At 56.0% G+C, this 22,664-nt stretch carries 29 protein-coding genes; 3 read left to right on the top strand and 26 right to left on the bottom strand.

Annotated features, from left to right (window positions below; translation table 11 throughout):
- Positions 1-6: 6 nt before the first annotated feature.
- From ABLU78_RS18715 to ABLU78_RS18700, 4 genes are all read right to left on the bottom strand, one after another.
- Positions 7-987, bottom strand: coding sequence for a PTS glucitol/sorbitol transporter subunit IIB (locus tag ABLU78_RS18715; protein ID WP_348820636.1), 981 nt, complete (start codon positions 985-987; stop codon positions 7-9).
- Positions 984-1,358, bottom strand: a complete 375-nt coding sequence (locus ABLU78_RS18710; RefSeq protein ID WP_032649173.1) for a PTS glucitol/sorbitol transporter subunit IIA — start codon at positions 1,356-1,358, stop codon at positions 984-986. Before ABLU78_RS18710 ends, ABLU78_RS18715 begins: the two co-directional genes overlap by 4 nt.
- Positions 1,355-1,876, bottom strand: a complete 522-nt coding sequence (locus ABLU78_RS18705) for a PTS glucitol/sorbitol transporter subunit IIC (RefSeq protein WP_348820635.1) — start codon at positions 1,874-1,876, stop codon at positions 1,355-1,357. The genes ABLU78_RS18710 and ABLU78_RS18705 overlap by 4 nt, the downstream gene beginning before the upstream one ends.
- 112 nt (positions 1,877-1,988) lie before the next feature.
- Positions 1,989-2,264: a helix-turn-helix transcriptional regulator gene (locus ABLU78_RS18700; protein WP_348820634.1), complete on the bottom strand. Its 276-nt coding sequence runs from the start codon at positions 2,262-2,264 to the stop codon at positions 1,989-1,991.
- Positions 2,265-2,371: 107 nt separating this feature from the next.
- Here ABLU78_RS18700 and ABLU78_RS18695 point away from each other — a divergent pair, with 107 nt between their 5' ends.
- Together ABLU78_RS18695 and ABLU78_RS18690 are read left to right on the top strand one after the other, a co-directional pair.
- Positions 2,372-2,635, top strand: coding sequence for a helix-turn-helix transcriptional regulator (locus ABLU78_RS18695; RefSeq protein WP_110225950.1), 264 nt, complete (start codon positions 2,372-2,374; stop codon positions 2,633-2,635).
- Between the two features lie 39 nt (positions 2,636-2,674).
- Positions 2,675-2,896, top strand: a complete 222-nt coding sequence (locus ABLU78_RS18690; protein WP_074185646.1) for a helix-turn-helix transcriptional regulator — start codon at positions 2,675-2,677, stop codon at positions 2,894-2,896.
- A gap of 4 nt (positions 2,897-2,900) precedes the next feature.
- Here ABLU78_RS18690 and ABLU78_RS18685 read toward each other — a convergent pair whose 3' ends face one another.
- From ABLU78_RS18685 to ABLU78_RS18595, 19 genes are all read right to left on the bottom strand, one after another.
- Positions 2,901-3,884, bottom strand: coding sequence for a restriction endonuclease (locus tag ABLU78_RS18685; RefSeq protein ID WP_348820633.1), 984 nt, complete (start codon positions 3,882-3,884; stop codon positions 2,901-2,903).
- 153 nt (positions 3,885-4,037) lie between these two features.
- Positions 4,038-6,677, bottom strand: a complete 2,640-nt coding sequence (locus tag ABLU78_RS18680; RefSeq protein WP_348820632.1) for a conjugative transfer ATPase — start codon at positions 6,675-6,677, stop codon at positions 4,038-4,040.
- Positions 6,674-7,033, bottom strand: coding sequence for a TIGR03751 family conjugal transfer lipoprotein (locus tag ABLU78_RS18675; RefSeq protein WP_121529923.1), 360 nt, complete (start codon positions 7,031-7,033; stop codon positions 6,674-6,676). The genes ABLU78_RS18680 and ABLU78_RS18675 overlap by 4 nt, the downstream gene beginning before the upstream one ends.
- The gene (locus tag ABLU78_RS18670) at positions 7,030-8,325 is read right to left on the bottom strand and encodes a TIGR03752 family integrating conjugative element protein (protein ID WP_348820631.1); all 1,296 of its coding nucleotides are present in this window, start codon (positions 8,323-8,325) and stop codon (positions 7,030-7,032) included. Before ABLU78_RS18670 ends, ABLU78_RS18675 begins: the two co-directional genes overlap by 4 nt.
- Positions 8,322-9,089 (bottom strand): TIGR03749 family integrating conjugative element protein, encoded by a 768-nt coding sequence (locus tag ABLU78_RS18665; protein WP_348820630.1) that lies wholly within the window; start codon positions 9,087-9,089, stop codon positions 8,322-8,324. Before ABLU78_RS18665 ends, ABLU78_RS18670 begins: the two co-directional genes overlap by 4 nt.
- A complete protein-coding gene (locus ABLU78_RS18660; protein ID WP_319846450.1) occupies positions 9,086-9,745 on the bottom strand; it encodes a PFL_4703 family integrating conjugative element protein in 660 nt (219 codons plus the stop codon). Before ABLU78_RS18660 ends, ABLU78_RS18665 begins: the two co-directional genes overlap by 4 nt.
- The gene (locus tag ABLU78_RS18655) at positions 9,742-10,095 is read right to left on the bottom strand and encodes a TIGR03750 family conjugal transfer protein (protein ID WP_348820629.1); all 354 of its coding nucleotides are present in this window, start codon (positions 10,093-10,095) and stop codon (positions 9,742-9,744) included. The genes ABLU78_RS18660 and ABLU78_RS18655 overlap by 4 nt, the downstream gene beginning before the upstream one ends.
- Before the next feature lies 1 nt (position 10,096).
- On the bottom strand, positions 10,097-10,414 hold the full coding sequence (locus ABLU78_RS18650) for a TIGR03745 family integrating conjugative element membrane protein (RefSeq protein ID WP_348820628.1): 318 nt from the start codon (positions 10,412-10,414) through the stop codon (positions 10,097-10,099).
- A 9-nt stretch (positions 10,415-10,423) separates the two neighbouring features.
- Positions 10,424-10,657, bottom strand: a complete 234-nt coding sequence (locus tag ABLU78_RS18645) for a TIGR03758 family integrating conjugative element protein (protein WP_049106822.1) — start codon at positions 10,655-10,657, stop codon at positions 10,424-10,426.
- Complete coding sequence (locus ABLU78_RS18640; protein ID WP_348820627.1) at positions 10,650-10,958, bottom strand: RAQPRD family integrative conjugative element protein; 309 nt, start codon at positions 10,956-10,958, stop codon at positions 10,650-10,652. The genes ABLU78_RS18645 and ABLU78_RS18640 overlap by 8 nt, the downstream gene beginning before the upstream one ends.
- A gap of 175 nt (positions 10,959-11,133) precedes the next feature.
- Positions 11,134-12,738: an anti-phage dCTP deaminase gene (locus ABLU78_RS18635; RefSeq protein ID WP_149607546.1), complete on the bottom strand. Its 1,605-nt coding sequence runs from the start codon at positions 12,736-12,738 to the stop codon at positions 11,134-11,136.
- A 20-nt stretch (positions 12,739-12,758) separates the two neighbouring features.
- A complete protein-coding gene (locus ABLU78_RS18630) occupies positions 12,759-12,947 on the bottom strand; it encodes a hypothetical protein (protein ID WP_064151388.1) in 189 nt (62 codons plus the stop codon).
- Between the two features lie 211 nt (positions 12,948-13,158).
- Positions 13,159-13,791: a DUF4400 domain-containing protein gene (locus ABLU78_RS18625; RefSeq protein ID WP_348820626.1), complete on the bottom strand. Its 633-nt coding sequence runs from the start codon at positions 13,789-13,791 to the stop codon at positions 13,159-13,161.
- Entirely contained in the window at positions 13,788-15,806 is a 2,019-nt protein-coding gene (gene traD / locus ABLU78_RS18620) for a type IV conjugative transfer system coupling protein TraD (protein WP_348820625.1), read from the bottom strand. The genes ABLU78_RS18625 and traD overlap by 4 nt, the downstream gene beginning before the upstream one ends.
- Entirely contained in the window at positions 15,803-16,321 is a 519-nt protein-coding gene (locus ABLU78_RS18615; protein ID WP_348820624.1) for a transglycosylase SLT domain-containing protein, read from the bottom strand. Before ABLU78_RS18615 ends, traD begins: the two co-directional genes overlap by 4 nt.
- Positions 16,300-16,974, bottom strand: coding sequence for a TIGR03759 family integrating conjugative element protein (locus ABLU78_RS18610; protein WP_348820623.1), 675 nt, complete (start codon positions 16,972-16,974; stop codon positions 16,300-16,302). Before ABLU78_RS18610 ends, ABLU78_RS18615 begins: the two co-directional genes overlap by 22 nt.
- 3 nt (positions 16,975-16,977) lie before the next feature.
- On the bottom strand, positions 16,978-17,637 hold the full coding sequence (locus ABLU78_RS18605; protein WP_348820622.1) for a pilus assembly protein PilL: 660 nt from the start codon (positions 17,635-17,637) through the stop codon (positions 16,978-16,980).
- Positions 17,638-17,748: 111 nt separating this feature from the next.
- Positions 17,749-18,132: a hypothetical protein gene (locus tag ABLU78_RS18600; protein WP_117125672.1), complete on the bottom strand. Its 384-nt coding sequence runs from the start codon at positions 18,130-18,132 to the stop codon at positions 17,749-17,751.
- A 70-nt stretch (positions 18,133-18,202) separates the two neighbouring features.
- A complete protein-coding gene (locus tag ABLU78_RS18595) occupies positions 18,203-18,646 on the bottom strand; it encodes an STY4534 family ICE replication protein (RefSeq protein WP_049009522.1) in 444 nt (147 codons plus the stop codon).
- Positions 18,647-19,033: 387 nt separating this feature from the next.
- Between ABLU78_RS18595 and ABLU78_RS18590 the strand changes: the two genes are divergently transcribed.
- Positions 19,034-19,504: an Hsp20 family protein gene (locus ABLU78_RS18590; RefSeq protein WP_023182588.1), complete on the top strand. Its 471-nt coding sequence runs from the start codon at positions 19,034-19,036 to the stop codon at positions 19,502-19,504.
- Between the two features lie 47 nt (positions 19,505-19,551).
- Here ABLU78_RS18590 and ABLU78_RS18585 read toward each other — a convergent pair whose 3' ends face one another.
- From ABLU78_RS18585 to ABLU78_RS18575, 3 genes are all read right to left on the bottom strand, one after another.
- Positions 19,552-21,378: a DNA topoisomerase III gene (locus ABLU78_RS18585; RefSeq protein WP_348820621.1), complete on the bottom strand. Its 1,827-nt coding sequence runs from the start codon at positions 21,376-21,378 to the stop codon at positions 19,552-19,554.
- A 191-nt stretch (positions 21,379-21,569) separates the two neighbouring features.
- Positions 21,570-21,995: a DUF3158 family protein gene (locus tag ABLU78_RS18580; protein WP_348820620.1), complete on the bottom strand. Its 426-nt coding sequence runs from the start codon at positions 21,993-21,995 to the stop codon at positions 21,570-21,572.
- Positions 21,985-22,596: a PFL_4669 family integrating conjugative element protein gene (locus tag ABLU78_RS18575; protein ID WP_348820619.1), complete on the bottom strand. Its 612-nt coding sequence runs from the start codon at positions 22,594-22,596 to the stop codon at positions 21,985-21,987. The genes ABLU78_RS18580 and ABLU78_RS18575 overlap by 11 nt, the downstream gene beginning before the upstream one ends.
- Between the last annotated feature and the right edge of the window lie 68 nt (positions 22,597-22,664).

Raw genomic sequence — 22,664 nt, 5'->3', positions numbered from 1 at the left:
GAGTCCTCAGAATAAGCCCAGGGAAAACAGCCAGCCGATGATGACGGCCAGCGGTCCGGTCAGTTGTCTCGACAGCAGAAAGGCGGGGACGCCCTTCGCAATGGTCTCCGGCTTTGCCTCCTGCATCGAAAGGCCAACAGGCACGAAGTCGCAGCCAACCTGCACATTGATGGCAAACAGCGCGGGCAGGGCGAAGGCCGGAGATATCGCCCCTGCGCCAATCTGTGTGCCTATCATCACGCCAATCACCTGCGAGATGGCCGCGCCCGGTCCGAGCACCGGGGAGAGGAACGGAATGCCACAGATGAGCGACAGCAGCACCAGTCCCCACAGCGAGTTCGCCAGCGGCGTCAGGGCGTGGGCAATCAGGCTGCCGAGTGCGGTCTCCTGGACGAGGGCTATCAGCAGCGAGACAAAGGCCATAAACGGGATAACGTTGCGCAGGGAAACGTCCACTGCTTCACGGCTGGCAGCGAACAGCAGGGCGATAACGTGGCCGACGGCGGTACCGGTCTGCTCGACCATGCGCACCAGTTTCTCCGCGCCACGCGCAGGTGGTGGAGTGGTGATTACTCGTGGCGCAGGCTCAGGCATAGCCTCTGGCTCGCTCTCAGGTACGTCGGCAGTATCCACCATTACCAGTTGCTCCATCGTCACGCCGGAAACGTAGTTATCCTCGGTAATAAAGTGTGCCAGCGGCCCGGCGCGCCAGGTGGGGAGCACGTTGATGGTCGGAATGCCCTTCTGCGGGTACAGACCGCAGCGCAGGGACCCGGCGCAGTTAATCACCACGCACAGAATGTCGTTATCCGGTGGAATATCGGCGAAGCCGTTGACGATTTCCGATTCGGTGAGCGCGCCGATTTCTATCGCTACCGGATGAATCTCGCGTCCGGTCAGCGACAGCAACTTTTTGCCGCTGCCAACGGGCAGCCACAGTCCTTTACCGTATCCGCCGGGGCCGGGAGGAATAAGCACCGTATTCATGGCCGCCCCTCCTCAATCACCAGATTGCCGTGCAGGTCATGGAGTTTCGGCACCGGGCCGGAGAGATGAACCGCGCCGACGTGGCAGGGATTCAGGTCGCCATTAAACACCAGCGTCAGGTGGCCGAGTTCAAACAGCGCCTGCTGAGCCCCCTTGCCAACGGCAGTCACCAGATAATCGTGCCCGGCCAGCATCAGGCGGTCGCCGGGCAGTATCATCAGGCTCTCTTCCCGGAACGACGGCTCCAGCGACAGGGAATAATCGAGGCAGTCCTTCGGCCCGTTGCTGTCGAAGGTGATGAGCATTTTGTCGGTGAGACCATCAGCGACGAACAGCCCGATGGCAGTAATACGTGCGCAGTAAATCATCATGATGCATTCCCCCGCTTGCTGAGCCGCAGAAACAGGTACTCGGTGATAATTCCGCGGATAAGACCAATCAGCATGGCAGCGGCGATATAGCGCAGCGCCAGCGAGGTGACGGGCAGGCCGAGCGCCTTAACCCCGGCGGCGACGCCGAGCCAGACGAACAGCTCCGAGGGCACCACGTGGGGAAACAGGCTGGTGAGCGGATGGGCGGTGGTGCCGAGTGCATCCTCATAGCCGGGCTTGCTCTTCTCAGGTAAGAGTTTGCCGAGGGTCAGTGCGCCGGGGCTGCTCATAAAGAACCAGCCGAGCACCGGCAGCACGCCGTAGGTGAGAATGCGCGAGCGGCCGAGCAGGGCGGCGACTTTCTCCATTCTGACGGTCCCGACCAGCTTCATCAGGAAGTTGATGGCCAGCAGCAGACAGATAAGCATCGGGATAAGCCCGGTCATCATGTCGAGGAAGATTTTACCTGCGGCCTGGAACAGGTGGATAAAGCCTTCAGCCAGGGAGACCAGAAACATGGTGGCCTCCTGTACTCAGTGCGATGGTGCATGGATGTGGTTTGGTGTGCATAAACAACTCTCCTGTCAGGTATCGTTGGTTAATGCGTCCTGCCACTCACAGCGCGGGTCGTTATGTCCCGGAGTTGTCGGTTGTTGTCATGGGATGAAGCGGTTTACGGGGTTCACGTTTATTACTGGAATTGAAGTAACGGCCGGGCCAGATTTCTGACGGATGCACGTCGAGCGCGATGGCAATCAGCCACTCGCCTTTCGGCCATGGGCGCGTCAGGGTATTCGACAGCGTTGACGAGGCCAGCCCCGCTTCCCGCGACAGTTTCGCCAGACTGGTACCGCGCTTGTGTAAAGCGGCAACGATGTCGGCGGGGTGCCAGTCTTTTTTAACCATTTCGGTTACCTCCGTTGTTGACTATGAGTCACAAATGTATGCTAGCACGCTTTTTATGTGACTCATAGTCCGTGGACCAATAATCAACGAAGATTGATGCTGGCTAGATGGAAAAGACGGGATCAATTAAAAAGGTACTGGGCAACAGAATCAGGGCGCTACGCAATGAGATGGGCCTGTCCCAGGAAGCTTTTGCTGATAAATGCGGCATCGATCGCACCTACATGAGTGGCATTGAGCGAGGAGTAAGGAACCCCACGCTTGTTGTCATTTGTGCAATTTCAGACGGTCTGGGGATGGATCTCAGCCATTTATTTATGTTCGACGATACTGCAGAAAAAGACGGCGAATCAATGGATTGTGACTCATAGTCCGTGGTCTGATAAGCAACGTAAGTTCATTTTATCTGGATGAAAAATACATCCAGTATTCAGGCGCAGTTTGGCGCACATCTCAAAAAACTCAGACTCCAGTCAGGCCTGTCTCAGGAAGCATTTGCGGATAAATGTGGGCTTGATCGTACTTATGTGAGCGGTATTGAGCGTGGGGTAAGGAATCCAACCCTTGAAGTACTAAATGTTTTAGCTCAAGGGTTAGAAATTGAAATTAAGAATTTATTTGAATTTAAATAAACTATTAATTGGTAATGTTAGGGATTACGTTTTTATTTGAAATGTTTCTCATTTCTTTAATGTATCCATCGATACGATAAACCCATCTGGGATCAACATATTCTCGCATATCATTGTCGAAATCGTCCAAATTAATGAGTTCAAGTCGCTTTGATTCTTGTGAAATCTTTAGTGCATCTTTCGTGAAATAGTTACTGGTTATAATTACTGACTTTGTAGCGTTTTTTATATTTAGCAAGCCCAAAGCATTTCGAGCTATTTCTACTCCAACTTTAGTTTCTTTTTGTTTACATTCAATATATAGCACCTCGTGTTCCCTTCCGCTGCCTTTTTCTGCAATAATATCATAACCACCATCTCTAGTTTTTTTAGTGATGTTAACATCATATCCTTTTTTATAATATAAATAACCACAAAGAAGTTCAAAATCACGTGAGGATATTTTCCTTATCAGATCTTTAGTTGGCAGTGGATGATTGATAAATTTTGCATTTATTAATGAAATAATATCCTCACATCGATAAAATCCATTGTCAGACAGAAACATAATGTGCGCGGTCACATAAGCATTAACGACACTGACTGCTTGATAAGGGTTTTCGGGTAGTAAATCGAGAATCCAAGAGATAGATTGCCATGGTGGATTCTTTTCATTTACTGAAATTAATCTTTTAAGAAATGATTCATGGTTGAATATTTCTCTGATGTTAAACTTTCCACTATCAAAAACCCAGTTTCTGATGATATCATCACCGCCTAAAAATGCAGTGGGAATTATAAATTTGTAAATTAGATCTTTTACATCGTTTTCTGAATATTTATCAATGTTGATAATGTATTCTTCTAAATGTTTGGTGGTTGGGAATTGAAAATCCATTATATCATAATCTCGCTCCCTTCGATCAACCGAAATCATATCAAGCCATTCTTCAAGCGTCAGTTTGGTTGCATCTATAAATCTTGTGTTCTTTTTTAATTTTCTTTTCATAGACTTTATTACTTTATTTGATGTGAAGTGTATTATCTACAAAAAAGCTCATAGATAAAGTTATTAAGGTCACATAGTTGTCATTTTAAAGATAGGTGAAATATATTGTACACATGATGAAAATATTAAATGATATTCAGAAACAATCGAGCGTTATCTATTGAGTGACATTATATGCCTAGCCGCCTCCACCTCACTACATCCCATCTCCCGCATAATCCGCATCCGCTCGGCCTTTTCATGCTTCTCGGTCATTGCCAGCGCCAGATACAGTGCAGGCGGCACCACCCGAAACAGCGCTTCAACTCGCGGGGATAGCACCACACCCTCGGTATATTGCCCCGGTGATTTCACCGCAGAGCGCAGCAGTTGCCGCTGTTCCTCGGTCAGCGCCTTAAACCGGCACACCTGATCGATCTCTTCTGGCGGCATCACTAGCAGTTCCCACCACTCGATCATATTGAGCAGTTTCTTCGCTTCATCGGGAAAATCCGCCAGGTTCTGGGTGGCGAGCCACAGCCAGATGCCGAGCTTGCGCCACATCTTTGAGCCCTTCGTGAGGAAGCGCGCCAGCAGCGGATTGACGGTGATGATATGCGCTTCATCGGTGATGTTAACGATGGGCCGCGCCAGATGCTGGTCGCGCTCGCCGAGGTTATTAATATGATTAATCAGTGAGATATAGCTGATGGCAAGCTGCGCTTCATAGCCTTCGCGGGCAAAGGTGGCGAGATCCACCAGGGTGATGTCCGCCTCCGGCCACATCGTGCCTTCGCGGTTAAACAGCTCGCCTTCAAACCCGGCACAGAACAGGTTGATGGATTCCGCCATCTCATACGCCCGCTGGCGGCGAGTCTCCGGCAGGCTGGCATTGCGGGAAAGGGCGAACAGTGCGTCACGGATATCCTGGGTCAGCGTCTGGCGTTTTTCCTCGTAGCAGGTGTGCGCGGCGGCGATAATCGCCTGGCGGATCATCGCCCGGTCAGGTCGGGTAAGGCGAGCATCCTCTTTTGCTTCGCCACCGGTGATCATCAGCCGGGCGGTGATCTCCATTTCACCGAGCACATCGCGCTGGTCATCGCCGTCGCTCTCTTCGTCCTCAGGCGGTTCGGCGTCGGTAACCGCTTGTTCCACCAGTCGCCAGGCATCGGCGAACAGGGGCAGGGTGACACCGGAACCGGGACGCAGGTTGATTTTGTTCACCGTCAGACCGTGGGCGGCAGCGTAGTCCGCCATCAGGCCGAACGAGTTCCCGGCTTCGATGATAAACAGGCGAGGGCGGTGCAGTGCCATCAATTGGGCTATTTTCGCGTTCAGCGTGGCGGATTTGCCCGCTCCGGTCGGGCCGAGCAACAGCAGATGGCCGTTCTGGGCGCGGTCTAGCTTATTCAGCGGATCGAAGCACAGCGGCGCGCCGCCGCGATTGAAGTAACAAATCCCCGGATGCCCGGTGCCGGTTTCCCGCCCGTACACCGGCATCAGCCCGGCGATATGCTGAACGAAGTTGAGCCGGGTATACAGCCCGCACAGATCGCGCAGGGGATCGAAACACATCGGCAGCCAGCGTAACCAGTGGCTTAAGGGGGCCACTTCATGCTGCTCCTGTACGGGTACCAGACCGGCGTTAAGCAACAGGCTGTGCAACTGGCGCTGCTGGCGAAACAGGGTATCGGTGTCGGGTGCATGCAGGTAAAACGCCAGCGTGCTGCGGTAGAGCTTATGGCCGTCCTTGAGATAGCTGCGTACCTCGTGGCAGTCGCGGCGGGTGTATTCCGAATCGGTGTTGTCGCCAATCGCCCGGTCGGCGAGGTGGCTGATATGCTGCTCCAGCTTGTCCTGCGGATACACCACTACGGTCAGGTTTATGATGGTTCCCGCAGGCAGCAGGTCGAACAGGGCATTGATGCCGTCGCCGCGCGAGGTTTCTCCGGTCAGCAGGCCGGGCGGCGGCGCTTTGCGCAGGCGGTCGACCACCATCACTTTATGCGGTCGGTTATCCAACCACCAAACGCCGTTCTTTGCGTCCGAGCGCGGTTCGCTCGTCAGCAGTCGTTCAGCGAAATCGGTGATAACGGGCAGAGATTCAGCTTCCGGTAAATCCAGTTGTCGCCAGAAGGCTTTTTTATCTTCCACTGGAGGCGCAGGATTAAACCAGCGCACCATCCAGCGGTGAATGGCCTGTTCATTCTGGCGGATGGCGTTAATTCCCGCCGCTTTCAGCCCGGCGGTGAGACGCTCGCAGATATTGTTCAGCGTCTCTTCCGGGGACGGTTCGTCCGGCGAGAAACCTGGAAGCCAGCGGTACACCACCATCCGCGTGCGCCGCCACGTCGCCCGCCACCGGGTACGGGTGACGGTGTTATCGAGAAACAGCCCCTCATCGCGGGTGAGATTCGCCATATGGTTTGCCATCTGCGTGAGCCATTCGCGGGTAAAGGCGGAGTTGCGAATTTCCGGTGCGGCGTAAGCTGAAAGTGATGCCAGCCACGCCTCGCTGTCGTCCTCGTCCTGGCAGAAAAACTGCACCACCCACGGCGCACGTTCATGCTCATCAAAGGCATCCTGTAATGCGTCGGTGACGGTATCGCGCATCTGTTCGAGAAAGGCCGTCGAGCGGCCTTCGGTGCCAACAGGTATTAGCTCAAACACCGCGCCCACCGAGCGGCCATCTTCCAGCAGCAGCGTCTGCGACTCCGGCAAAAACTCCACCCACGGCAGCCAGTCGACAAAGGACGGGCCCTTGCGGTAGCTGGTATTCAGCGCCTGTTGCGGGAGACCGCACCGTTCATTCATGGCGGAGTCAGGCGTTCGCCCGGTAATGCATACTGCGGGCGGGTATAGAAGGGGAAGACGGTGCTGTAACCAGGCACCGGGGTGTTGCCGTTAAGGTGCGGGAAAACGTACAACACAAGATCCGGATTGGGCAGGCGCGGAAACTGGCTACGGATGGTATCCGCTTCGGGTTGCGACACCGGACCATCCGGCGGGCGTCGCAACCGGGCGCGAGCATCAAGCAGGGCGGCACTGCCGCCGCTTTGCTGCTGCCACAGCGAGAGCATGCTGGCATCAGGATCGACCGGCATCAGTTCTTCCTGTGAGGTGCTGCATCCGGCCAGTAACAACAGAAGTATAAGGATGGTAAATTTCATTCCAGCCCTCCCGGTGTGCTGGCCTGCTGGTATTTCACTTTGCGGCCTTCCGGCTCGTAGTCGATAGCCAGCGGTTCGGTGAGATGCACCGCCACCTTGTGGCCCGGCGGCACATACACCGCGTCGAACATCTGGCCGTAGTGCTGTTTCATCCAGTCGGCGGTCTCTTTTAATCCGCCGCCGATGGCCTGGCCGAGCACGTACTGACCGTTGTTGCCCGTCACTGCGCTGGTGATGCTGCCGTCCTCGACCACGGTGGTGCTTTCGCCGTTGGCGAAGGCCTGCGCCGCCGCACCGGAACCCGCCAGCAGGAACTGCGAGGTCAGGTACTCCTTCGCATTGCTTTTGCGCTCGCCGGGAATACACGGCAGCCCCTGGTTATCCGAAAGCCAGCCGATCTCCTGCTGTTTGTTGCCAGATTTGCCGCCCTGTGGGACGGTGCGGATGGTGCCGTCGTGAAACAAAAAGGTCATGGAAGTGATTTGCCCGCGCACGCAGGAGAGCGTCCAGTCGCCGGAGGCGATACCGGAGACCACAGCGCCCGCCACATCCGGCAGTTCGATGCCGTTGGCGGTGAGATTGTCCTCGCCAATCAGCAGCTTGAACGGGTAGGGATCGCTGACGGTGCCGTTAAGCGGTACGCGGCCAATCAGCGCCGTCATCGCCACCGATCCGGTCAGCGTGGCGTTCTGCGGCAGGGTGTAGACCTTCACATCAGGTTTCGGTGGCGGCTTGTCCGCCGCTTTCAGGGGGACGCGCAGCAGCTTTTCATCCACGGTCGGAGGTGCATCCAGCGGTTCCAGCCAGCGGATATCTGGCTGTACGTCAGCAGGCAGTTCACCGGGCGTCAGCCCCAGACCGGGCGGGATATCGTCCGGGCGCTTGGTCATCAGATGGTTGAGCTTATCCAGCAGTCCCCGCTGGCTTTTTAGTAGCTCGTCGCGCATCTGCTCCTGCTGCCTGCGCATATCGCCGCGCAACTCCGATACCAGCGTCGCCTGCTGGGCTTTCAGCCGCTTCTCGCGGGCCTGCTGGCTTTCGTTATCGCTCTGGATTACCTGAAGCTCCCGGCGGTACTGCTTCATCTGGCCGACCAGCGTGGCGACGGTATCGGCAGGCGTGTCGCCGTCGATACCCAGATCGCGTAGTTCCTGTGGCGTTAACGCTGCCACGGTGCGGGGCGGGGTGGTCTCCTTCGTACTTTTGCCTGCCGGGCGCAGCAGCAACCAGCCAGTGAGAAAGACAATAACAGGCAGCAGGATTTTCAGCAGAAGACTCTGGCGCGGCATCATGGTTTCGGCTCCGGCAGCAGGGCGCGGGAAACCGGGCCTTCCGTTACCAGGTACACCACGGTGGTGTCTTCTGCCAGACCACGCGGGCCGAGCCAGTCATGCTGGAACGCGGCAGCGGTGAACTGCCCCTGAAGCTCGCGCGGATCGAGCGTGATGCGCCGCCCGCTGCGGTTTTGCAGGCGGATGGCGGTGACGGTGGTGGCATTGACCTGCCATGAAGCCAGCGGGATGGAGGTAACAGGTTGCTGAGGCAGTAAGGTGGTGATGCGTTTCGCCAGCCGGACGGGGGCGGGCGTCACGCCTGGCAGGGCTTCGACGGTACGCAGCGGCGCATACAGGTTCTGCGCGGCATAGCGTACCAGCAGAACGGGCAGGGGCTCGGTTGATGCTGTTACCGGGACGGGCGTTTTGGCTGTGGCAGGCGTCTGCGGCGTATAGCTAATTTGCACGGGTTCAAGTGGCGAAGTGCCCTGGATGGCCTCAATATCCAGCAGGATCAGTTCACCGCTGTCAGTATCTCGTAGCTGAATGCGGGTGGCCGGGAACATCGTATTCGCCAGCAGGAAGACCTTTCCACCCGCGCTTTGCAGACGCACTTTGCCTTCCAGCGTGGCGGGATAGCCGATGCGCACCGGTTTACCCACGTCGACAATTTGCTCCTGCCCGACATGCAGCGTGACGGGCAGCGGGATGTTTTCCCACTGCACCACCTCAGTGGCGAAGGCGGGGAAACTGAACAATAAAGCAAAGAGGACTGGCTTCATGGTTTCTCCTCCGCCACCAGACGCTGCGGCGCGGCATCGGTACAGTCGATCGCCAGCCCCCACGGATTTTTCTCCGCATCAATGGCATAACGCATCACCTGCAACGGGTAGCGCACCAGCGCCTTTTTCACCGGCTCGTTCTGGTAATACTCTTCAACTGCCACGTCGAGCGTTACCCGCCAGGCATCCCGGCTTAAGGTCTCGACGCGCGGGACAGGGGGGTTATCACCGTCATGCACCAGGCTGCTGTAGCCGTGGCCGGGAAGTTCATACACGCCGCGCGTGCGCTCGCGCAGCTCACCGCCGTTGCGCCGTACCTGGAAATCGTGCTCCAGACGGGTGTGGCAGGCGGGCGTCAGGTAGGCGCGCAGCGAACGGAGGTTGCGGGAATAGTCCTCCTCACCGTTATCCGGCCAGCGGTTAAGCTGCTGGAAGATATAAAAAGTGAAGGCGTAAACGCTGGCGGGCGGCACTTCCCACCACGGCCGGGTACTGCCGCTGCGCAGGTCCGGCGGGAACCAGAGGGTGAGCTTTTGCGGGGCGCTATACCAGCCGTAGCCAACGCCCGCCAGACACAGGCACAGCAGGACAATCACGGCCCGCAGCGTCAGAATATGGTTATCGCGCTCGGCCAGCGCATGGCGAAAACGACTCATTGCGGGCTCCTGCGTACCACCCATACGGCACTGTGCTGAACCAGTTGTCCGCCGCGAAGATGATGACGCTCCAGCCAGGCAAGGATTGCCTGTGGTAGCCAGCTATCAGGCTTGCCACGTTTGGCGCGGGCCAGGATGCGCCCGCCGCCCTGAATCAGTAATGCCGCACCCGCCAGTGCCGAACCGGGGATCAACGGCCAGTAGTGGGTTATCAGGGTCAGCAGAATGCCGAACGCACAGCCGCCGCCAAGACCGAGAGCCAGCGCCAGAAACATCTCACTGGTGGTCAGGCCGCGCCAGACCACGGGTTCGCGGTTGAGGCGGTCGGGGAGAAAGGGAATGGTCGCCATATCACAGGACGTCCGAGGCCTGATTGAGCAGCCAGATGATGACCACCAGAAGAATGCTGCCGACGCCTGCCATAGAGCCCAGATCTTTCCACTGCTTGCGCCCGCTCTGGATCTCCGAGTAGGTGGCAATGCAGTTGTTCGCCACCACCAGAAAACCGACGGCGCAGATGGCCAGCGCCAGCAGTACCACGATGTCAAAAACGTAGTTTTGCAGCGTCTCCATAATGCCCTTGCCCTGGCCGCGCGACGGATCTTCCATCGTCGGCAGGTCGGCGAGGGCGTTAAATGTGGCGAACAGCAGTAACAGAAGCCAGCGCATGATACCTCCTCAGCTCAGTACCAGCCAGAAGCTGACCAGCACCAGTAACAGTGAACGGGCCGCCACCGCGCCAAAGCTCTGCCAGCTCAGGCGCTGGCGGCAGACGCCCTGCCAGGCGACCATTAGCGTCCAGGCGCACCACAGCAGCAGGACGCTGGTAAACAGGCCGAGTATGAGCAGGCTGACGGTCTCCGGTTTGCTCAGGCTGGCGGCCTGAAAGGCGGCGAGTTGCGAGTCAGTCATCGGGATGCTCCCGCTGGTAGCTGGTGCTCAGGGGCTGAATAGCGCGCGGCTGCGCCCTCTCCGGGGCAAGGTAACGGCGGATGCCCTGCTCAACGGTGGCGATGTCCTGCTGTGCCTGTAAGTAGTCGAAGAGGTAGCGCGACTGTGGATCGGTACTGGCACTGGTTTGGGCGCGTTCCAGCGAGGTTTTCACGCCGTCGAGTTGCTTTAGCGCGAGGGCTAGCTGGGTGGATTCCGGGGAGGCGATTGCAACTCCTTGGAGAAGAAGAATAGATACATTTAGTAGTGTAATTCTGTTCATTTATATCACTCCGTGAATACCGGAGTGATAATAAGAAAAATTCAATCAGATGGGATCTGTAAATTATTATTCAATAATAAAAGATGCTTGATTGGTATGTTGAAGTTCAATTAAAACAATGGGTTGCATTTTATTCTGGCTCGCGTCAACACGTTTGCGAGCCATGGATCATAAGTTAATCAGATGACGAAAAACTTTTCGTGAAATCTTCATGAATTTTCAATTCATAATCATCTGGAGCATCAAGAAATTGGATGTCTATATGATTTCCATATTTAGATGTTAATTGTCTAGCTTTTCCATTTTCGTCTTTTCTATCTCCAGTGGCCAAGAAGAATTTTTGATATCGTCTTGGTGATACACCTTCAAATAACAAAAAGTTTACTTTATCTGCTTCATTTAATTCACTAATAGCATCGTTATGTAATCTTAATGCTAAGCTTTTTTCATAAGGTTCTATAAAAACAACCTTTTTAATTCCTGATGCCACAATATGCCGTGCACAATTATGACAGGGATATGTTGTAGAATATAAAATTTTGCCTTTTGTACTTTCACTAGGGTTTCTTGCTAGAGAAGTAATTGCATCCATTTCTGCATGGATCGCTCGTGAGTATTCTATTATAGAAGACACCGGCGTTTCATTAAATAATAGGTCAGCAATTTCGCTAGATGAGACCGCTTTGGGCATACGAGGTAGTTCATCTTCAGAAGATCTCGGATCTTCGTTAGTAAAAATGTTATAATTTTTTAAAATTGATTCAAACTTCTCTCTGATTTTATTTTTATGTTCATCGTTGAAACAATGGCCTCCCTTATGAATGCAGCGATGATCGTCAGCAATGTTTCCCGTTTCATAATATAGCCCACCAAAAGATTTAGGGACATCATTACGTCCTGTGGCTATAATATCGCCATCATCGTTTAAAATAGCTGCTCCGACTTGTCTTGAAAGACAGGCAGATGTTAGAGAAGCAGAAAAAGCAGTATACATGCCTTTCTCATCACGTGTAGGAGTTATGCCATTCTTACCATGAATCAATGCAATGCATCGCGAAATTGCTTGTTTTTGTAATGACTTATTACCTGAATTATTGTTGATAAAAAAATCGGAATCTAATATCGTTTTTTCAGTTTGCTGGCCGGTTTTTTTCTCGGACTTCTTATCCTCAGTAATTATCTTGTAAATATCATTTGTTGATATACCCTCATCTCTTAAGTTTATAATTCGTTCGCTTTCACTTCTAAGCATACCAAACAGATAAAAATTATGTGGATATATTAATCGAAGTAGCTCAACTTCATGAGGATGTTTTAATTGGTCAATAATAAATGCAACTTTACCAATATCTTTTTTTTCAGGAAGAATACTTTTTTTTACCTTTATTTCAGCTTTTATTCTGGTTATTTCGCTAATTACCGCTTGAGATAAATAAGTGGTTTCTATTGTTTCCCTGATTAAGTTACCTTGCTTTTGTAATTTTAGATAACGCTCTGCAGCATTGCTAATAATTAGTTCATCAAGTTTCGAGTGTTTCTTAGAAAGATCTGTGATTATATCACTAACTCTAATGGTATGAGTATCATAATCATAAATATCTAATTCTTCCTTTACAGTCTCGACGAGTGACCTAAAACCGGAACCAACAGTGCCACATATGCCAATTATAAGGGTTTTTGACTGTCTGGATTTTATGAAATCAATGGATTTTTTCTTTGTCGAATCATCATCCATCGACTGGTTTTTTGATTCTTTTTCCGCTATTGCTGTGTTCGTCATTTGCGATTACACCAAATTATTTACCAAATTATACTTTCAGCCCGCTCTACTAATTCATCTATAATTTTTTTTCTTTCATATTCTTCGATAGTTACTATCGTTGAATGGGTAGTGGTCTCATATCCTTCAAAAATCGTTTTCTCACGATCAGAACTTTGCGAGACCGATTTAAAATTGACATACACAACACCTTCATTTTCAACTGACATACTTCCTCCTGTAAGCGCAGTGCATAGTACAAATCCCCAAGTTTATGTCAAGGATTACACTGTAATCTATTACACCTATAATCCTATAATCATCCTTTGTCCATTCCATTAGTTCATCGTTGTGCATTTGGTTCCAACTAAGTACAACAGTTGATGCATATATTAATGTGTTTTTATATAACAATATGAATTTTTTAGTGTTTTATTGTGTTTATAACCACCGTTTAAAACTCCCTGCTGCCATCCATACCGTTATCCCGGACCATAAAGCGGTGGGCAGTAAAATCAGCATTGCAGGCAGGAACAGCGGCTGCGCCAGATAACACACCCAAAGCGTTGTGGCGACCGAACTGCCGGACCTGATGACATAACGGTGAAGGAATGTAGATTCGAGCCCGGAGCCAAACCGCCTCAAATCCCGTTGTACCAGACCTTCGGTCAGCCCGATTACAACACACAGGCAAATCAGTGGGAGCATGGCGGCAAGCCATGTCAGGCGCAACATAAAACTCAGCAGCGTGTAAGCCAGGGCGGTGAGCGGTTTTTGCAGGAGCCTGTTGACCATAAGTACGCGAGTTGCCCCTTTTTCCAGCAGTATCACAATATCATTCCCCGATGGATGCGATTGCAAAGCACTAACCAGTTCCACCTGCTCCCGCCTCATCACCTGGAAAACATGCTCGCTTCCCTCATGCGGCCACCAGAAATACAGCCCCGCCAGTTCCAGCACTACCCGTAGCACCAGCGCGCCAATAACCAGCCCGATGAGCCGCCCGGCCAGCGACAGTAGCCAGCCTATTGGTCCCTGTGTCGGACGCGAAGGAGACGGTCGTTGTTCACTCATTCCGGCTGTCCCTGCTGGCGCGCCTGCATCCAGGCCGCCAGTTGCGCGACGGACTCCGGCAGCGGGCAGTGCTTATCCGCCACGGGCAATGGCAGGCGGAGCTTCCACAACTGTCCACCCTCAAGCAGGGCAAAGGCCTGGCCTTTGGGAAGCTGGATCAGCGCGGCGATATCGAGTAGCGGCACTTTACTGGTGGTTACCTGCTCGCGGGTGTTGCTGCTGAAGCTGTTGGTGCCGCCCGGCGTGTCGGTGACACCGGAGCTGACCTGGCGGCTGCGCACTTCCACCTGAGGCAGTTGCTTCGTCAGCAGTTCTGCGGTGGCGGTTTCGCGCACCCGCAGCATAATCAGGTTATTGAAGTTGCCCACCACCTGGCCAGCTTTGGGCGCGCTGCCGATGCGGGCCTGAATATCGCTCAGCGTCTGCGTGTAGGCAGTGACCTGAATACCCGCGCCGCCGCCCTTGTTGACCAGCGGGATAAATTCGTCACCCATTAGTTCGTTAAACTCATCGCAGTGTAGGTTGATGGGCGGCGGTTTTTCACTGTTGGTGGGTAGCCCTTCGTTGAGACCAAATTTGTAGAGATGCCCGGCGACGCTCACCAGATCGGCAAACATCGAGTTACCGACAGCGGCAGCGACCACTGCATCGGAGAGTGCATCCAGCCCGACATAGACCACCGCTTTCTGGCGGATCGCCTGCTGCCAGTCGAGGACCGGTCGCGCATCATCAAGATCGTGGTAGTCCGGGGCGAGCAGGGCGGCGAGCGTGCCGGTGGTCAGCTTTTCCAGTAGCGGCAGCAGTGAGGCGACAATCTTGTCGAAGTAGGTCTTGTCATAGCGCACCGCCGAGAGCAGGCCGTCGAGGATCGGATCGTAGAATTTCTCCGCGTTGAGGTACTGCTCTAGCGCCACCACGTGAGGATCGCGGCCCAGCATATGGCGCGGTGTGTTTTTATCGTTAACGCGCTCCGCCAGTTGCGCCACCACTTCCCATGCCCGCGCGTTGTGGCGCGGCAGGACGATGCGGGCATAGTCGATAAACAGGGCGTCGATATTGACGACGTGGCGGGATATTAACTGATAGTCGGGGCGCTGTCCGAGCGCCACCAGGGCACGGGCGATAATATTGACAAAGCGCCAGGCGAACTCGCGAAAGGCCGCCGAGTTACCTTCGCCGGAAAGCTGTCCGGTGAGGCGTGACGCCACCTCCGAGATGCGGCCAAAGCGCCCGATGGCATTGTAGCGAGCGGAGATCTCCGGATACGCCAAGTGGAACAGGATAAAGCGATCGCCGCGTCCGGCGCTCTGCGTTTCTGTCCACAGACGCTTCAACAGATCCGCGTCGCCCTTCGGATCGAAAACGATCACCACCTCACCACGGCGGATGTCCTGAGTGGCAAGCAGTTCCGCCAGGCGGGTTTTGCCGACGCGGGTGGTGCCGAGCACCAGCGTGTGGCCGGGGCGTTCACTGAGCGGCAGGGTGACGTCGCACTCTTTAAGTTCCACCCCATGCAACCACGGATTGCCGCCGACGGGTGGCAGCGGACGTACGGGATTCAGCCAGTGGTCGGTACTGAGCAGATGGGCAAGATTGGGAAGGGGATGTTCGCTGCGTTTTTCGATGTGCCTTGCCAGACGGTAGCACCATCCGGGGCGCAGCCAGTGTGCAGCTTCCGGTTGCAGGCAGTCGTACAAACGTTGGGTGTGGATAGGCTGCCAGCGAAAGCCTTTACCGAGAAACAGCCTCTGGCGGCTAACCGGGATTTTCCGGCTGGTGAGCGCGTAGCGCGGCAGGCGCAGGAGGTTGCGGTGGTAGCGCACGATGTGCCCCCCCTGGAAGCCTCGCCGCAGGGCCAGCAGCATCAGGGAGCAGGCCATCAGGCGGGCCTGCCACGGCGTCAGCATCAGTAGCGGGGCCTGCGTCAGGCAGATTAATGCGCCACAGCAAGCGGTGACGGTGCTGTAAAACTCCACGGGCGGGCGCAGCTGCGCCTCCAGCGCGTAACGGCTCATGGCGGTGCGGCCTGTTGCATATGGCGGCTGACCTGTTTTCGGTAGCGTGCAGCGGGCGCGCCGCCCGCAGGGCGGTGATATCGGGCAGCGGCGTTGAGCCAGCTTCCGGGACGTTCATCGTAGCGCTTGCGCAGCAGTTGCGCGGTGAGCGACAGGTTTTGCAGGGGATGCAGGGCGTCGCAGGGAGAGTCAAAATACGCCCGGTGCCAGCCGATATTGATCTGCCCGAGCCCCACGTCAATGCGCTTCGGGCTGGTGCTGCGGATAGCGGCCAGCAGCGCCTGGCAGGCCTGCTCCCGGCTGGCGTAGCGGTAGCCGGTGCCTTTGATATTGAGCGTCCACGGCCACGGGAGATGCTTGCCGTTCAGGTTTGCCCCGCTTTCGGTCTGTGTGACGGCCCACAGCAGTTCCGGCGGTACGTGGAAATGCTCTGCTGCACGCAGGTACGCTTCTGGCAGCGACTGCGCCAGCGCCAGGCAGGGCAGCAGCAGGATCAGGGCAGGACCTCGCGCCATTGCTCCCCCTTACGCTCCAGCGCCACCGGGATTTTGCTCTCCCCCAAAAGGAGCCAGCGGCCCGCGTCGTGGTTAAGTGTGATGCTGTGCTTACCCACCAGTTTTGCGTCAATGCCGTGCGCCATCGCCCAGCGGCGCACCCGGTTATCATCGCCTTCGCTTCCGACCAGCCAGATATCCAGCGGACGCTGCTGCGCCAGCAGGGTACGTAGCAGGCTGTCGCAGGGCGGGCAGTCATCTTTAACGAACAGCGAAACGCGGGAAGTGCTGGCGGAGGTGGTTTTCAGCGGCGTCAGGCCCGGATACAGGCGTTGCCAGGCCGCGTCATAGGCGCGCTGGAAGGCGAGCTCCTTTTCCAGCCGTTGGTACTCCTGCCTGACCAGCAGTTCGGCGAAGCGCTGGCGCTCGCTATCTGTTTCAGCTTCGACGCCCAGTGTGGTCAGCGGGTCGAGCCCCGGCGACCAGACGCCGCGCACCTGCTGTTTCAGCGTGAGATAGCGCTGCCACTCCTCTGGTGTGACGCCCCAGACGGTGGCCTGTTGCTGCGTGGTCAGCGGTTGCAGGGCTGACCCCGCGTTCTGGCTGGTCTGCACCTGAAGCGGTTGCGCCCACGCGTTGGCGGTGAGCAGTAACAGAAGAACCAGGCGTTTCATCGCTTACTCCGGCATCTTCAGCGTCAATTGGCGTTTGCCGTGGCGGAATACAGCCCGGCGCTCATCAAACCGCTCCAGCCGCCAGCCTTGCCACTGTTCCCCTCTGCGCAGCCACACCGCCTGATGGAGGTAAACGGCTTCAGGCGGCACAATCACTGCCAGCCGGATATCGCCACGCTGTACAGTTCCGGCGAGAAAAAACGGGGCCGTTAACGGCCCCAAAGGGCGGAGGGACATGGGATGACGGTAAGCCACCGTCGGGGGGAGGAAACTGTCACTGGCAAAACAAATCTCGCGACGATTTTCGTCGGTGGTCATCCGCCACGCCGGGCCAGCCAGCAGTTGCAGGGCGGTATTCAGGCGCAGGGGGCCGGTATTGTACTGGCTCAGCGGTAATGGGAGCCCATAAAGCTGCGCCCGGTGCGCATCGGCGAGACACAAAGACCAGCCGCTGTCGCGCAACAGGTATTGCAACGCTTCCCCTACCGTCGGATGAAAACCGGGCGGAACGGACAGGGCGGTAAGCTGTTCGAGTGGCGGCTGTTGCGGTGACGTGCTGACCAGCAGATAGCGGTCGTAGCGGACGACTTCTGGCGTTGCAGGGGAGGCGGCGGCCACGCCGTTGAAAATAAACAGGAGCAGAGCTGTCAGCAGTCGTTTCATCGCATCCTCCACAGGGCTTTGACAGGAGCGTGCAGGATGAGAGGGGAAGGGGCTACCGACAACTGTTTGCGGTGTCAAAAAATAGCGCCCGGTTACGGGCGCAAAATCAGTTCAGTAAGGGAATCTTTCCCCCATCAGCCCCAGCGTAGCGGCAATGGGGATGCCTTGCTCAGAAAAATGAACGCGTAACGTCAATCTGACGGTTTGCTGCTGGGTGCTGCCGTTAGTTTTTTGCGACAGCACCCAGCGGTAGTCGATACGAATGGTGCGCTGCGGTGGTTGGTGGGAGATAAAGGCCACTACCGCTGCCATTTCAACACCTTTCAGCAAGTCATTGATGTCGTTGTCATTCCGGTCTTCAAGACAGTGCTTGTGGGCCGGAAGAGTTATGGCCAGATCCAGCGGTAAGCCAGCGTCCAGCGCCTCGTCATCAAGGTTAATCAGTTTGCCCCGGTCAAGGGCTTCTTCACGTGAGTTCAATACGGTATTCATCATGCGTCTCTCCGGTAAAAGACCAGGGAAACGCCCCGATGGGGAATTTCCCCGGCAGGGTGAATGCTGTGCGTCAGAACTGCGGTACAGGCTCTGCTGGCGGTGCGGCTGGCGCTGGCTGGGATTCCGCTTCGCGCTCTGCCCGGTAAACCTCTTCACCGTCAATTTTAATGAGCCCGATTTGCAGCAGATGGGCTTTCAGGCTGACGCCGGTTTCGCCTTTACGGTCGCCTTTGCTGTAGACAAAAGTGTCGGCATACAGATCGCCGAGGCGGAACTGGATCAGCACCTTGCGTTTCTGCTCGCAGGCGTCGATACAGCGGCGCACCAGTTTCTGCGCTTCCTTGCCGCTGATGCGGCAGTCGAACCAGGTGTGCTCCGCGTTGCTGGCTTCGCCCCGTAGTGCGGCAATGTCGCAACACAGGAACGGTTCGCCTTTTTTCGGGGTTACTTCCCGGATCCGGTTGAGGTAGCCCAGACCGCTGGTGTACAGGTTGAAGTAGTGGGTATCGTTCATGGTGGTATCTCCGTGTTGAAAGGTGCGGAGGCCCCATGCGCGGGGATGCCCCGCTTCGGGTTTGGCTCATGGGCTGCAAGCCCTCAGAGTTACTGGCAGTACGGGCATTCCGCGCTGTGCGCCTCCGCGTTTCAGGAATGCATGGCGGACTTTGGTGATAACGGCATTACAGCAACAGCTTTCGGGGTGAGAGGACAGCGAGATTTGTTACCGGTGGCTGAATAATTTCCGTGACAGGCCGGGCGGAGAATATGTGGTTTTCATCACAAAATTGCGCTTCGGTGAGTTGAAAAGTAGCCCAGTAACCTTACATAGAAAGCGGGTAAGGAACACCTGCCCATAAGACATGAACTTTTTGAATATTCTTTTTTACTGTTCAGGAGGTACATGATGACTCTCAGAACTTTTCCTGTATTACACGATCTCTCCGACTCTCTGTTTGCGGACCGTTTTAACCGTATCGATCGCCTTTTTAGCCAGCTAACCGGCAGTACGCCGTTGCCCTCCACGCCTTCTTACAATATCCGGCGGTTGGGGGATAATCGCTATGAACTGACGCTCAGCGTGCCGGGCTGGAAAGAGAGTGAACTGGAAATTGAAACCGTCGGCGGTCAGCTGAACATCAGCGGTAAACGTGAAGAGGAGAAAACCGAAAACGGCGAAGAAGGGTGGATCCATCGGGGTATCAGCCGCAGCGACTTCCGGGCCAGCTATAGTCTGCCGGAGCATGTGAAAGTGACCGGCGCTTCGCTGGAAAACGGCTTGCTGGCGATTGAATTACACCAGGATATCCCGGAAGAAGAGAAACCGCAGCGCATCGCCATCAACAACAACCCGGCGATTGAACACAAGCCGTAATCATTGACTGACGTTGTTTTCACGCCCGGCAAACGCCGGGCGTTTTGCTAACCTGATGGGGTGATTTTCTGGCTCCTGACTATTTGAGCCGTGAGCGCTGTAACGGCCTCTTTCTGCTGCACCAGGAACGCCTCCAGCCCCATTTTTCCCGTCGCGATCTCATCCAGCATCTGCTCCCATAGCGCAGTGGTGCCCGGATCTTTCAGCGTTTCCGGCAGGGCGTCAATCAGCGTGCTGGCGGTATCCGTTGCCAGCAGAAAGCGTCGCTGCTTAATCAGATAACCGCGCTTAAGCAGCGTCTGGATAATCCCGGCGCGGGTGGCTTCGGTGCCAATACCGGCGTTCTCTTTCAGCCGCTGCTTCAGGCGTTCATCGCTGACAAAACGGGCGGCATTTTTCATCGCGGCAATCAGCGTCCCTTCCGTGTAGTGCTCCAGCGGCTGGGTCTGGCGGGCGCGAACGTCCACCTGTTCCACCTGGCAGGTTTGCCCCTGTTGCAGGGCGGGGATGGACTGTGTTTCTTCCGGCGATTGGGTTGCCATCTCGCGCAAAAACAGTTGCCGCCAGCCGCTGACAATCACCACAGAACCACGGGCAGCCAGCGTTTCCCCGGCGCAGTTCAGGCGCAGGTCAGTTTTATCCACCTCATGGTCCGGCAAAAACTGCGCCAGAAAATGGTTGCGTACCAGACCGTAGACCTTGCGCTCGCTGTCGTTTAGCTGCGTCAGATCTACCGTTTTACGGGTCGGGATGATGCCATGGTGGGCTGTGATTTTGCTGTCGTCCCACAGTCGTGAGCGTTGCTGCAGATTCAGTTGCGTGGCGAGGGGCTGGAGTGAGGTGTCGCTGGCGACCAGTGCGGCCAGTACCTGTGGTGCTTCAGCGTGCATGGAAAGCGGCAGATAACCGCAATCGGTGCGCGGATAGGTGGTGGCCTTATGGGTTTCATACAGGCGCTGGGCGATATCCAGAACCTCCTGTGCGCCCATGCCCCACTGTTTTGAGCAGACCTGCTGCAGGGCGCTGAGGGTGAAGGCCTGCGGTGGCGGCGTTTTCTCCCGCCGGGTTGTCACGTCCATTACCAGCGCGGTTCCGGCCTGTTGCAGGCGCGCAGTGGCCTCGCGGGCGGCGGATTCACGGATACAGCGGCCTTCGTCGTCGCAGTACGCTTTATCCGGCTGCCACTGCGCCAGAAAGGAACAACCCTCCGCATGCAGCCGGGCGTCCACCCGCCACCAGGGGCGGGGCGTGAAACGGGTGATCTCCCGGTCGCGCTCCACCACCAGGCGCAGGGTCGGCGTCTGTACCCGGCCCACGGAGAGCACGCCTTTGTGCCGCCGGTTCATCAGCGTGCAGGCGCGGGTCATGTTGATCCCGACCAGCCAGTCAGCGCGGGCGCGCGCCAGTCCGGCCTGGTACAGCGGAAACGTGCTGTCGCCGGGTCGCAGCGTGGCGAGCGCCTTGTGGATACTGGCGTCATCCAGTGCTGACAGCCACAGTCGCTGGACCGGACCGCGCCAGCGACATTGTTCCAGAATTTCGCGGGCGATGGTTTCGCCTTCGCGATCGGCGTCGGTGGCAATCACCACTGCATCCGCCTGTTTCAGCAGCTTCTCAATAATGCGGAACTGCCTGCGCACCTCCGGGCGGATCACCAGCCGCCATGTCGGGGGAATAAACGGCAGATGCTCTGCCCGCCAGTGTTTCAGTGTGGGATCGTAATCCTCCGGCGCGGCCATGCTCAGCAGATGGCCGAAGCACCAGGTGATGGTCACGGTGGCGTTATGCAGGTAGCCGTCGCTGCGGTTACGGGCGTCAAGAACACGGGCGATATCGCGCGCCTGAGAGGGTTTTTCGCACAGGTAAAGTTGCATGGGCTGTCTCCGGTGAAAGGGAGTTCAGCATGGTGTGCCGGAGGGATAAGGTGACAGGGGAAACTGGAGGAAGAAGGTAAAAATTGCACCTTAAAACGTGCATTAAGCGGATAGTGCCTGTTTTTAGGTGCATGAACTGAGTTTAAAACAATCGCTAACGTGACACTCAGGGTTTAACTTTGCGCAAAATTTTAAACCAGCGCGGTTAAGGGCTGTATCCGCCGCAGCATAAACGTCACAACTGAAAGCTGCGTATTCAGTACCTGCCGCTGCCATTCGAGCGCCATCAGCGCATCGCGCAGTTCATCGCTCGCGTCCGGCTGTTGAATGGCCTCCTGCAACGCCACGCATCCCGAACGGTTGTTGTCCAGATTACGCCAGCGCAGATAGCTGACGCCGGAGCGTGCCGGGTTACTGCACAGGATCAGCGGTACATTACGCCCCGGCAATTCATACACCGCCTGTTTCAGCACAGGCTGACGTTGTTGCAGTTGCACGCGCAGCGTCTGTAATTCCCGCACCAGCGCTCGCAGTTCTCCCTTACCCTTAAAGGCCTTTAAAAGGCCCTTTAGCGAGCTTTTGCGGGCGGAGCGTTCATCATCATCGTCATTGAACATCGCGCTGTATCTCCGCAAGCATCTTTTTGGGCAAATTCCCGAGCTTATGCGCCATCGTCTGCGCCAGCGGACTGTTCGCCCGCACGTCAGCGCGGGTTACACCGGTGGTGCGAAAGCGGTTCACGAAGCTGAACACCTGGAGCATCAGGCGTGGGATGGTGGCAATGAAATCGCGCTTCTCCGCCTGGGTGATAAGGCCGAGGTGCCAGGCAAGCAGGGTGCGGCGGACCAGCAGATCGTAATCAATCAACTGTTGCAGCAGGCGCGAACCGGGCGGTGAGAACAGCGCCAGCGGCAGGATGAATTCGGTCGGGGACGGGTTACTGACGTGTGTGGTGTGGATAGCGCCCGGCAGGCTGGCGAAGGCCTGGTCCAGCCGACGGTTTTTTTGCTTCAGCAGGTGCGCGATCAGGTTCAGGCGGATGCGCAGTTGCTTCAGCCAGTGGGCGGCCCACGGATCGTCGGCCTCTTCGGCGCGCAGCAGACGCCTGAGTAACGCCAGACAGAGCAGCATTCCGGTGGGATGCGCCTGCCAAAGCCGGGCGGTGACGCGGGTGTGCAGGGTGATGCGGATATCGCTGAACAGGGTTGTGCCAGGCATCGGAAATTCTCCATGGATTCAGATGCCCGCAGTGTCGGTCCGCGCAATCAGCCAGGCGACAGGAAACC

This window comes from Klebsiella sp. JN_Kp122 (assembly GCF_040062085.1).
Classification (GTDB): Bacteria; Pseudomonadota; Gammaproteobacteria; order Enterobacterales; family Enterobacteriaceae; genus Klebsiella; species Klebsiella aerogenes.
This window is presented reverse-complemented; position numbering and strand designations above follow the sequence as displayed.

Excerpts from the sequence above, each read along its gene's own strand:
- ABLU78_RS18580 (WP_348820620.1), bottom strand. The coding sequence starts at position 21,995 with ATGTTCAATGACGATGATGATGAACGCTCCGCCCGCAAAAGCTCGCTA.
- ABLU78_RS18705 (WP_348820635.1), bottom strand. The coding sequence starts at position 1,876 with ATGTTTCTGGTCTCCCTGGCTGAAGGCTTTATCCACCTGTTCCAGGCC.
- ABLU78_RS18675 (WP_121529923.1), bottom strand. The coding sequence starts at position 7,033 with ATGAAATTTACCATCCTTATACTTCTGTTGTTACTGGCCGGATGCAGC.
- ABLU78_RS18625 (WP_348820626.1), bottom strand. The coding sequence starts at position 13,791 with ATGAGTGAACAACGACCGTCTCCTTCGCGTCCGACACAGGGACCAATA.
- ABLU78_RS18665 (WP_348820630.1), bottom strand. The coding sequence starts at position 9,089 with ATGAAGCCAGTCCTCTTTGCTTTATTGTTCAGTTTCCCCGCCTTCGCC.
- traD (WP_348820625.1), bottom strand. The coding sequence starts at position 15,806 with ATGAGCCGTTACGCGCTGGAGGCGCAGCTGCGCCCGCCCGTGGAGTTT.
- ABLU78_RS18655 (WP_348820629.1), bottom strand. The coding sequence starts at position 10,095 with ATGGCGACCATTCCCTTTCTCCCCGACCGCCTCAACCGCGAACCCGTG.
- ABLU78_RS18600 (WP_117125672.1), bottom strand. The coding sequence starts at position 18,132 with ATGATGAATACCGTATTGAACTCACGTGAAGAAGCCCTTGACCGGGGC.
- ABLU78_RS18590 (WP_023182588.1), top strand. The coding sequence starts at position 19,034 with ATGATGACTCTCAGAACTTTTCCTGTATTACACGATCTCTCCGACTCT.
- ABLU78_RS18680 (WP_348820632.1), bottom strand. The coding sequence starts at position 6,677 with ATGAATGAACGGTGCGGTCTCCCGCAACAGGCGCTGAATACCAGCTAC.
- ABLU78_RS18700 (WP_348820634.1), bottom strand. The coding sequence starts at position 2,264 with ATGGTTAAAAAAGACTGGCACCCCGCCGACATCGTTGCCGCTTTACAC.
- ABLU78_RS18595 (WP_049009522.1), bottom strand. The coding sequence starts at position 18,646 with ATGAACGATACCCACTACTTCAACCTGTACACCAGCGGTCTGGGCTAC.
- ABLU78_RS18575 (WP_348820619.1), bottom strand. The coding sequence starts at position 22,596 with ATGCCTGGCACAACCCTGTTCAGCGATATCCGCATCACCCTGCACACC.
- ABLU78_RS18615 (WP_348820624.1), bottom strand. The coding sequence starts at position 16,321 with ATGGCGCGAGGTCCTGCCCTGATCCTGCTGCTGCCCTGCCTGGCGCTG.
- ABLU78_RS18585 (WP_348820621.1), bottom strand. The coding sequence starts at position 21,378 with ATGCAACTTTACCTGTGCGAAAAACCCTCTCAGGCGCGCGATATCGCC.
- ABLU78_RS18650 (WP_348820628.1), bottom strand. The coding sequence starts at position 10,414 with ATGCGCTGGCTTCTGTTACTGCTGTTCGCCACATTTAACGCCCTCGCC.
- ABLU78_RS18660 (WP_319846450.1), bottom strand. The coding sequence starts at position 9,745 with ATGAGTCGTTTTCGCCATGCGCTGGCCGAGCGCGATAACCATATTCTG.
- ABLU78_RS18695 (WP_110225950.1), top strand. The coding sequence starts at position 2,372 with ATGGAAAAGACGGGATCAATTAAAAAGGTACTGGGCAACAGAATCAGG.
- ABLU78_RS18610 (WP_348820623.1), bottom strand. The coding sequence starts at position 16,974 with ATGAAACGCCTGGTTCTTCTGTTACTGCTCACCGCCAACGCGTGGGCG.
- ABLU78_RS18685 (WP_348820633.1), bottom strand. The coding sequence starts at position 3,884 with ATGAAAAGAAAATTAAAAAAGAACACAAGATTTATAGATGCAACCAAA.
- ABLU78_RS18630 (WP_064151388.1), bottom strand. The coding sequence starts at position 12,947 with ATGTCAGTTGAAAATGAAGGTGTTGTGTATGTCAATTTTAAATCGGTC.
- ABLU78_RS18670 (WP_348820631.1), bottom strand. The coding sequence starts at position 8,325 with ATGATGCCGCGCCAGAGTCTTCTGCTGAAAATCCTGCTGCCTGTTATT.
- ABLU78_RS18605 (WP_348820622.1), bottom strand. The coding sequence starts at position 17,637 with ATGAAACGACTGCTGACAGCTCTGCTCCTGTTTATTTTCAACGGCGTG.
- ABLU78_RS18710 (WP_032649173.1), bottom strand. The coding sequence starts at position 1,358 with ATGATGATTTACTGCGCACGTATTACTGCCATCGGGCTGTTCGTCGCT.
- ABLU78_RS18715 (WP_348820636.1), bottom strand. The coding sequence starts at position 987 with ATGAATACGGTGCTTATTCCTCCCGGCCCCGGCGGATACGGTAAAGGA.
- ABLU78_RS18690 (WP_074185646.1), top strand. The coding sequence starts at position 2,675 with ATGAAAAATACATCCAGTATTCAGGCGCAGTTTGGCGCACATCTCAAA.
- ABLU78_RS18640 (WP_348820627.1), bottom strand. The coding sequence starts at position 10,958 with ATGAACAGAATTACACTACTAAATGTATCTATTCTTCTTCTCCAAGGA.
- ABLU78_RS18645 (WP_049106822.1), bottom strand. The coding sequence starts at position 10,657 with ATGACTGACTCGCAACTCGCCGCCTTTCAGGCCGCCAGCCTGAGCAAA.
- ABLU78_RS18635 (WP_149607546.1), bottom strand. The coding sequence starts at position 12,738 with ATGACGAACACAGCAATAGCGGAAAAAGAATCAAAAAACCAGTCGATG.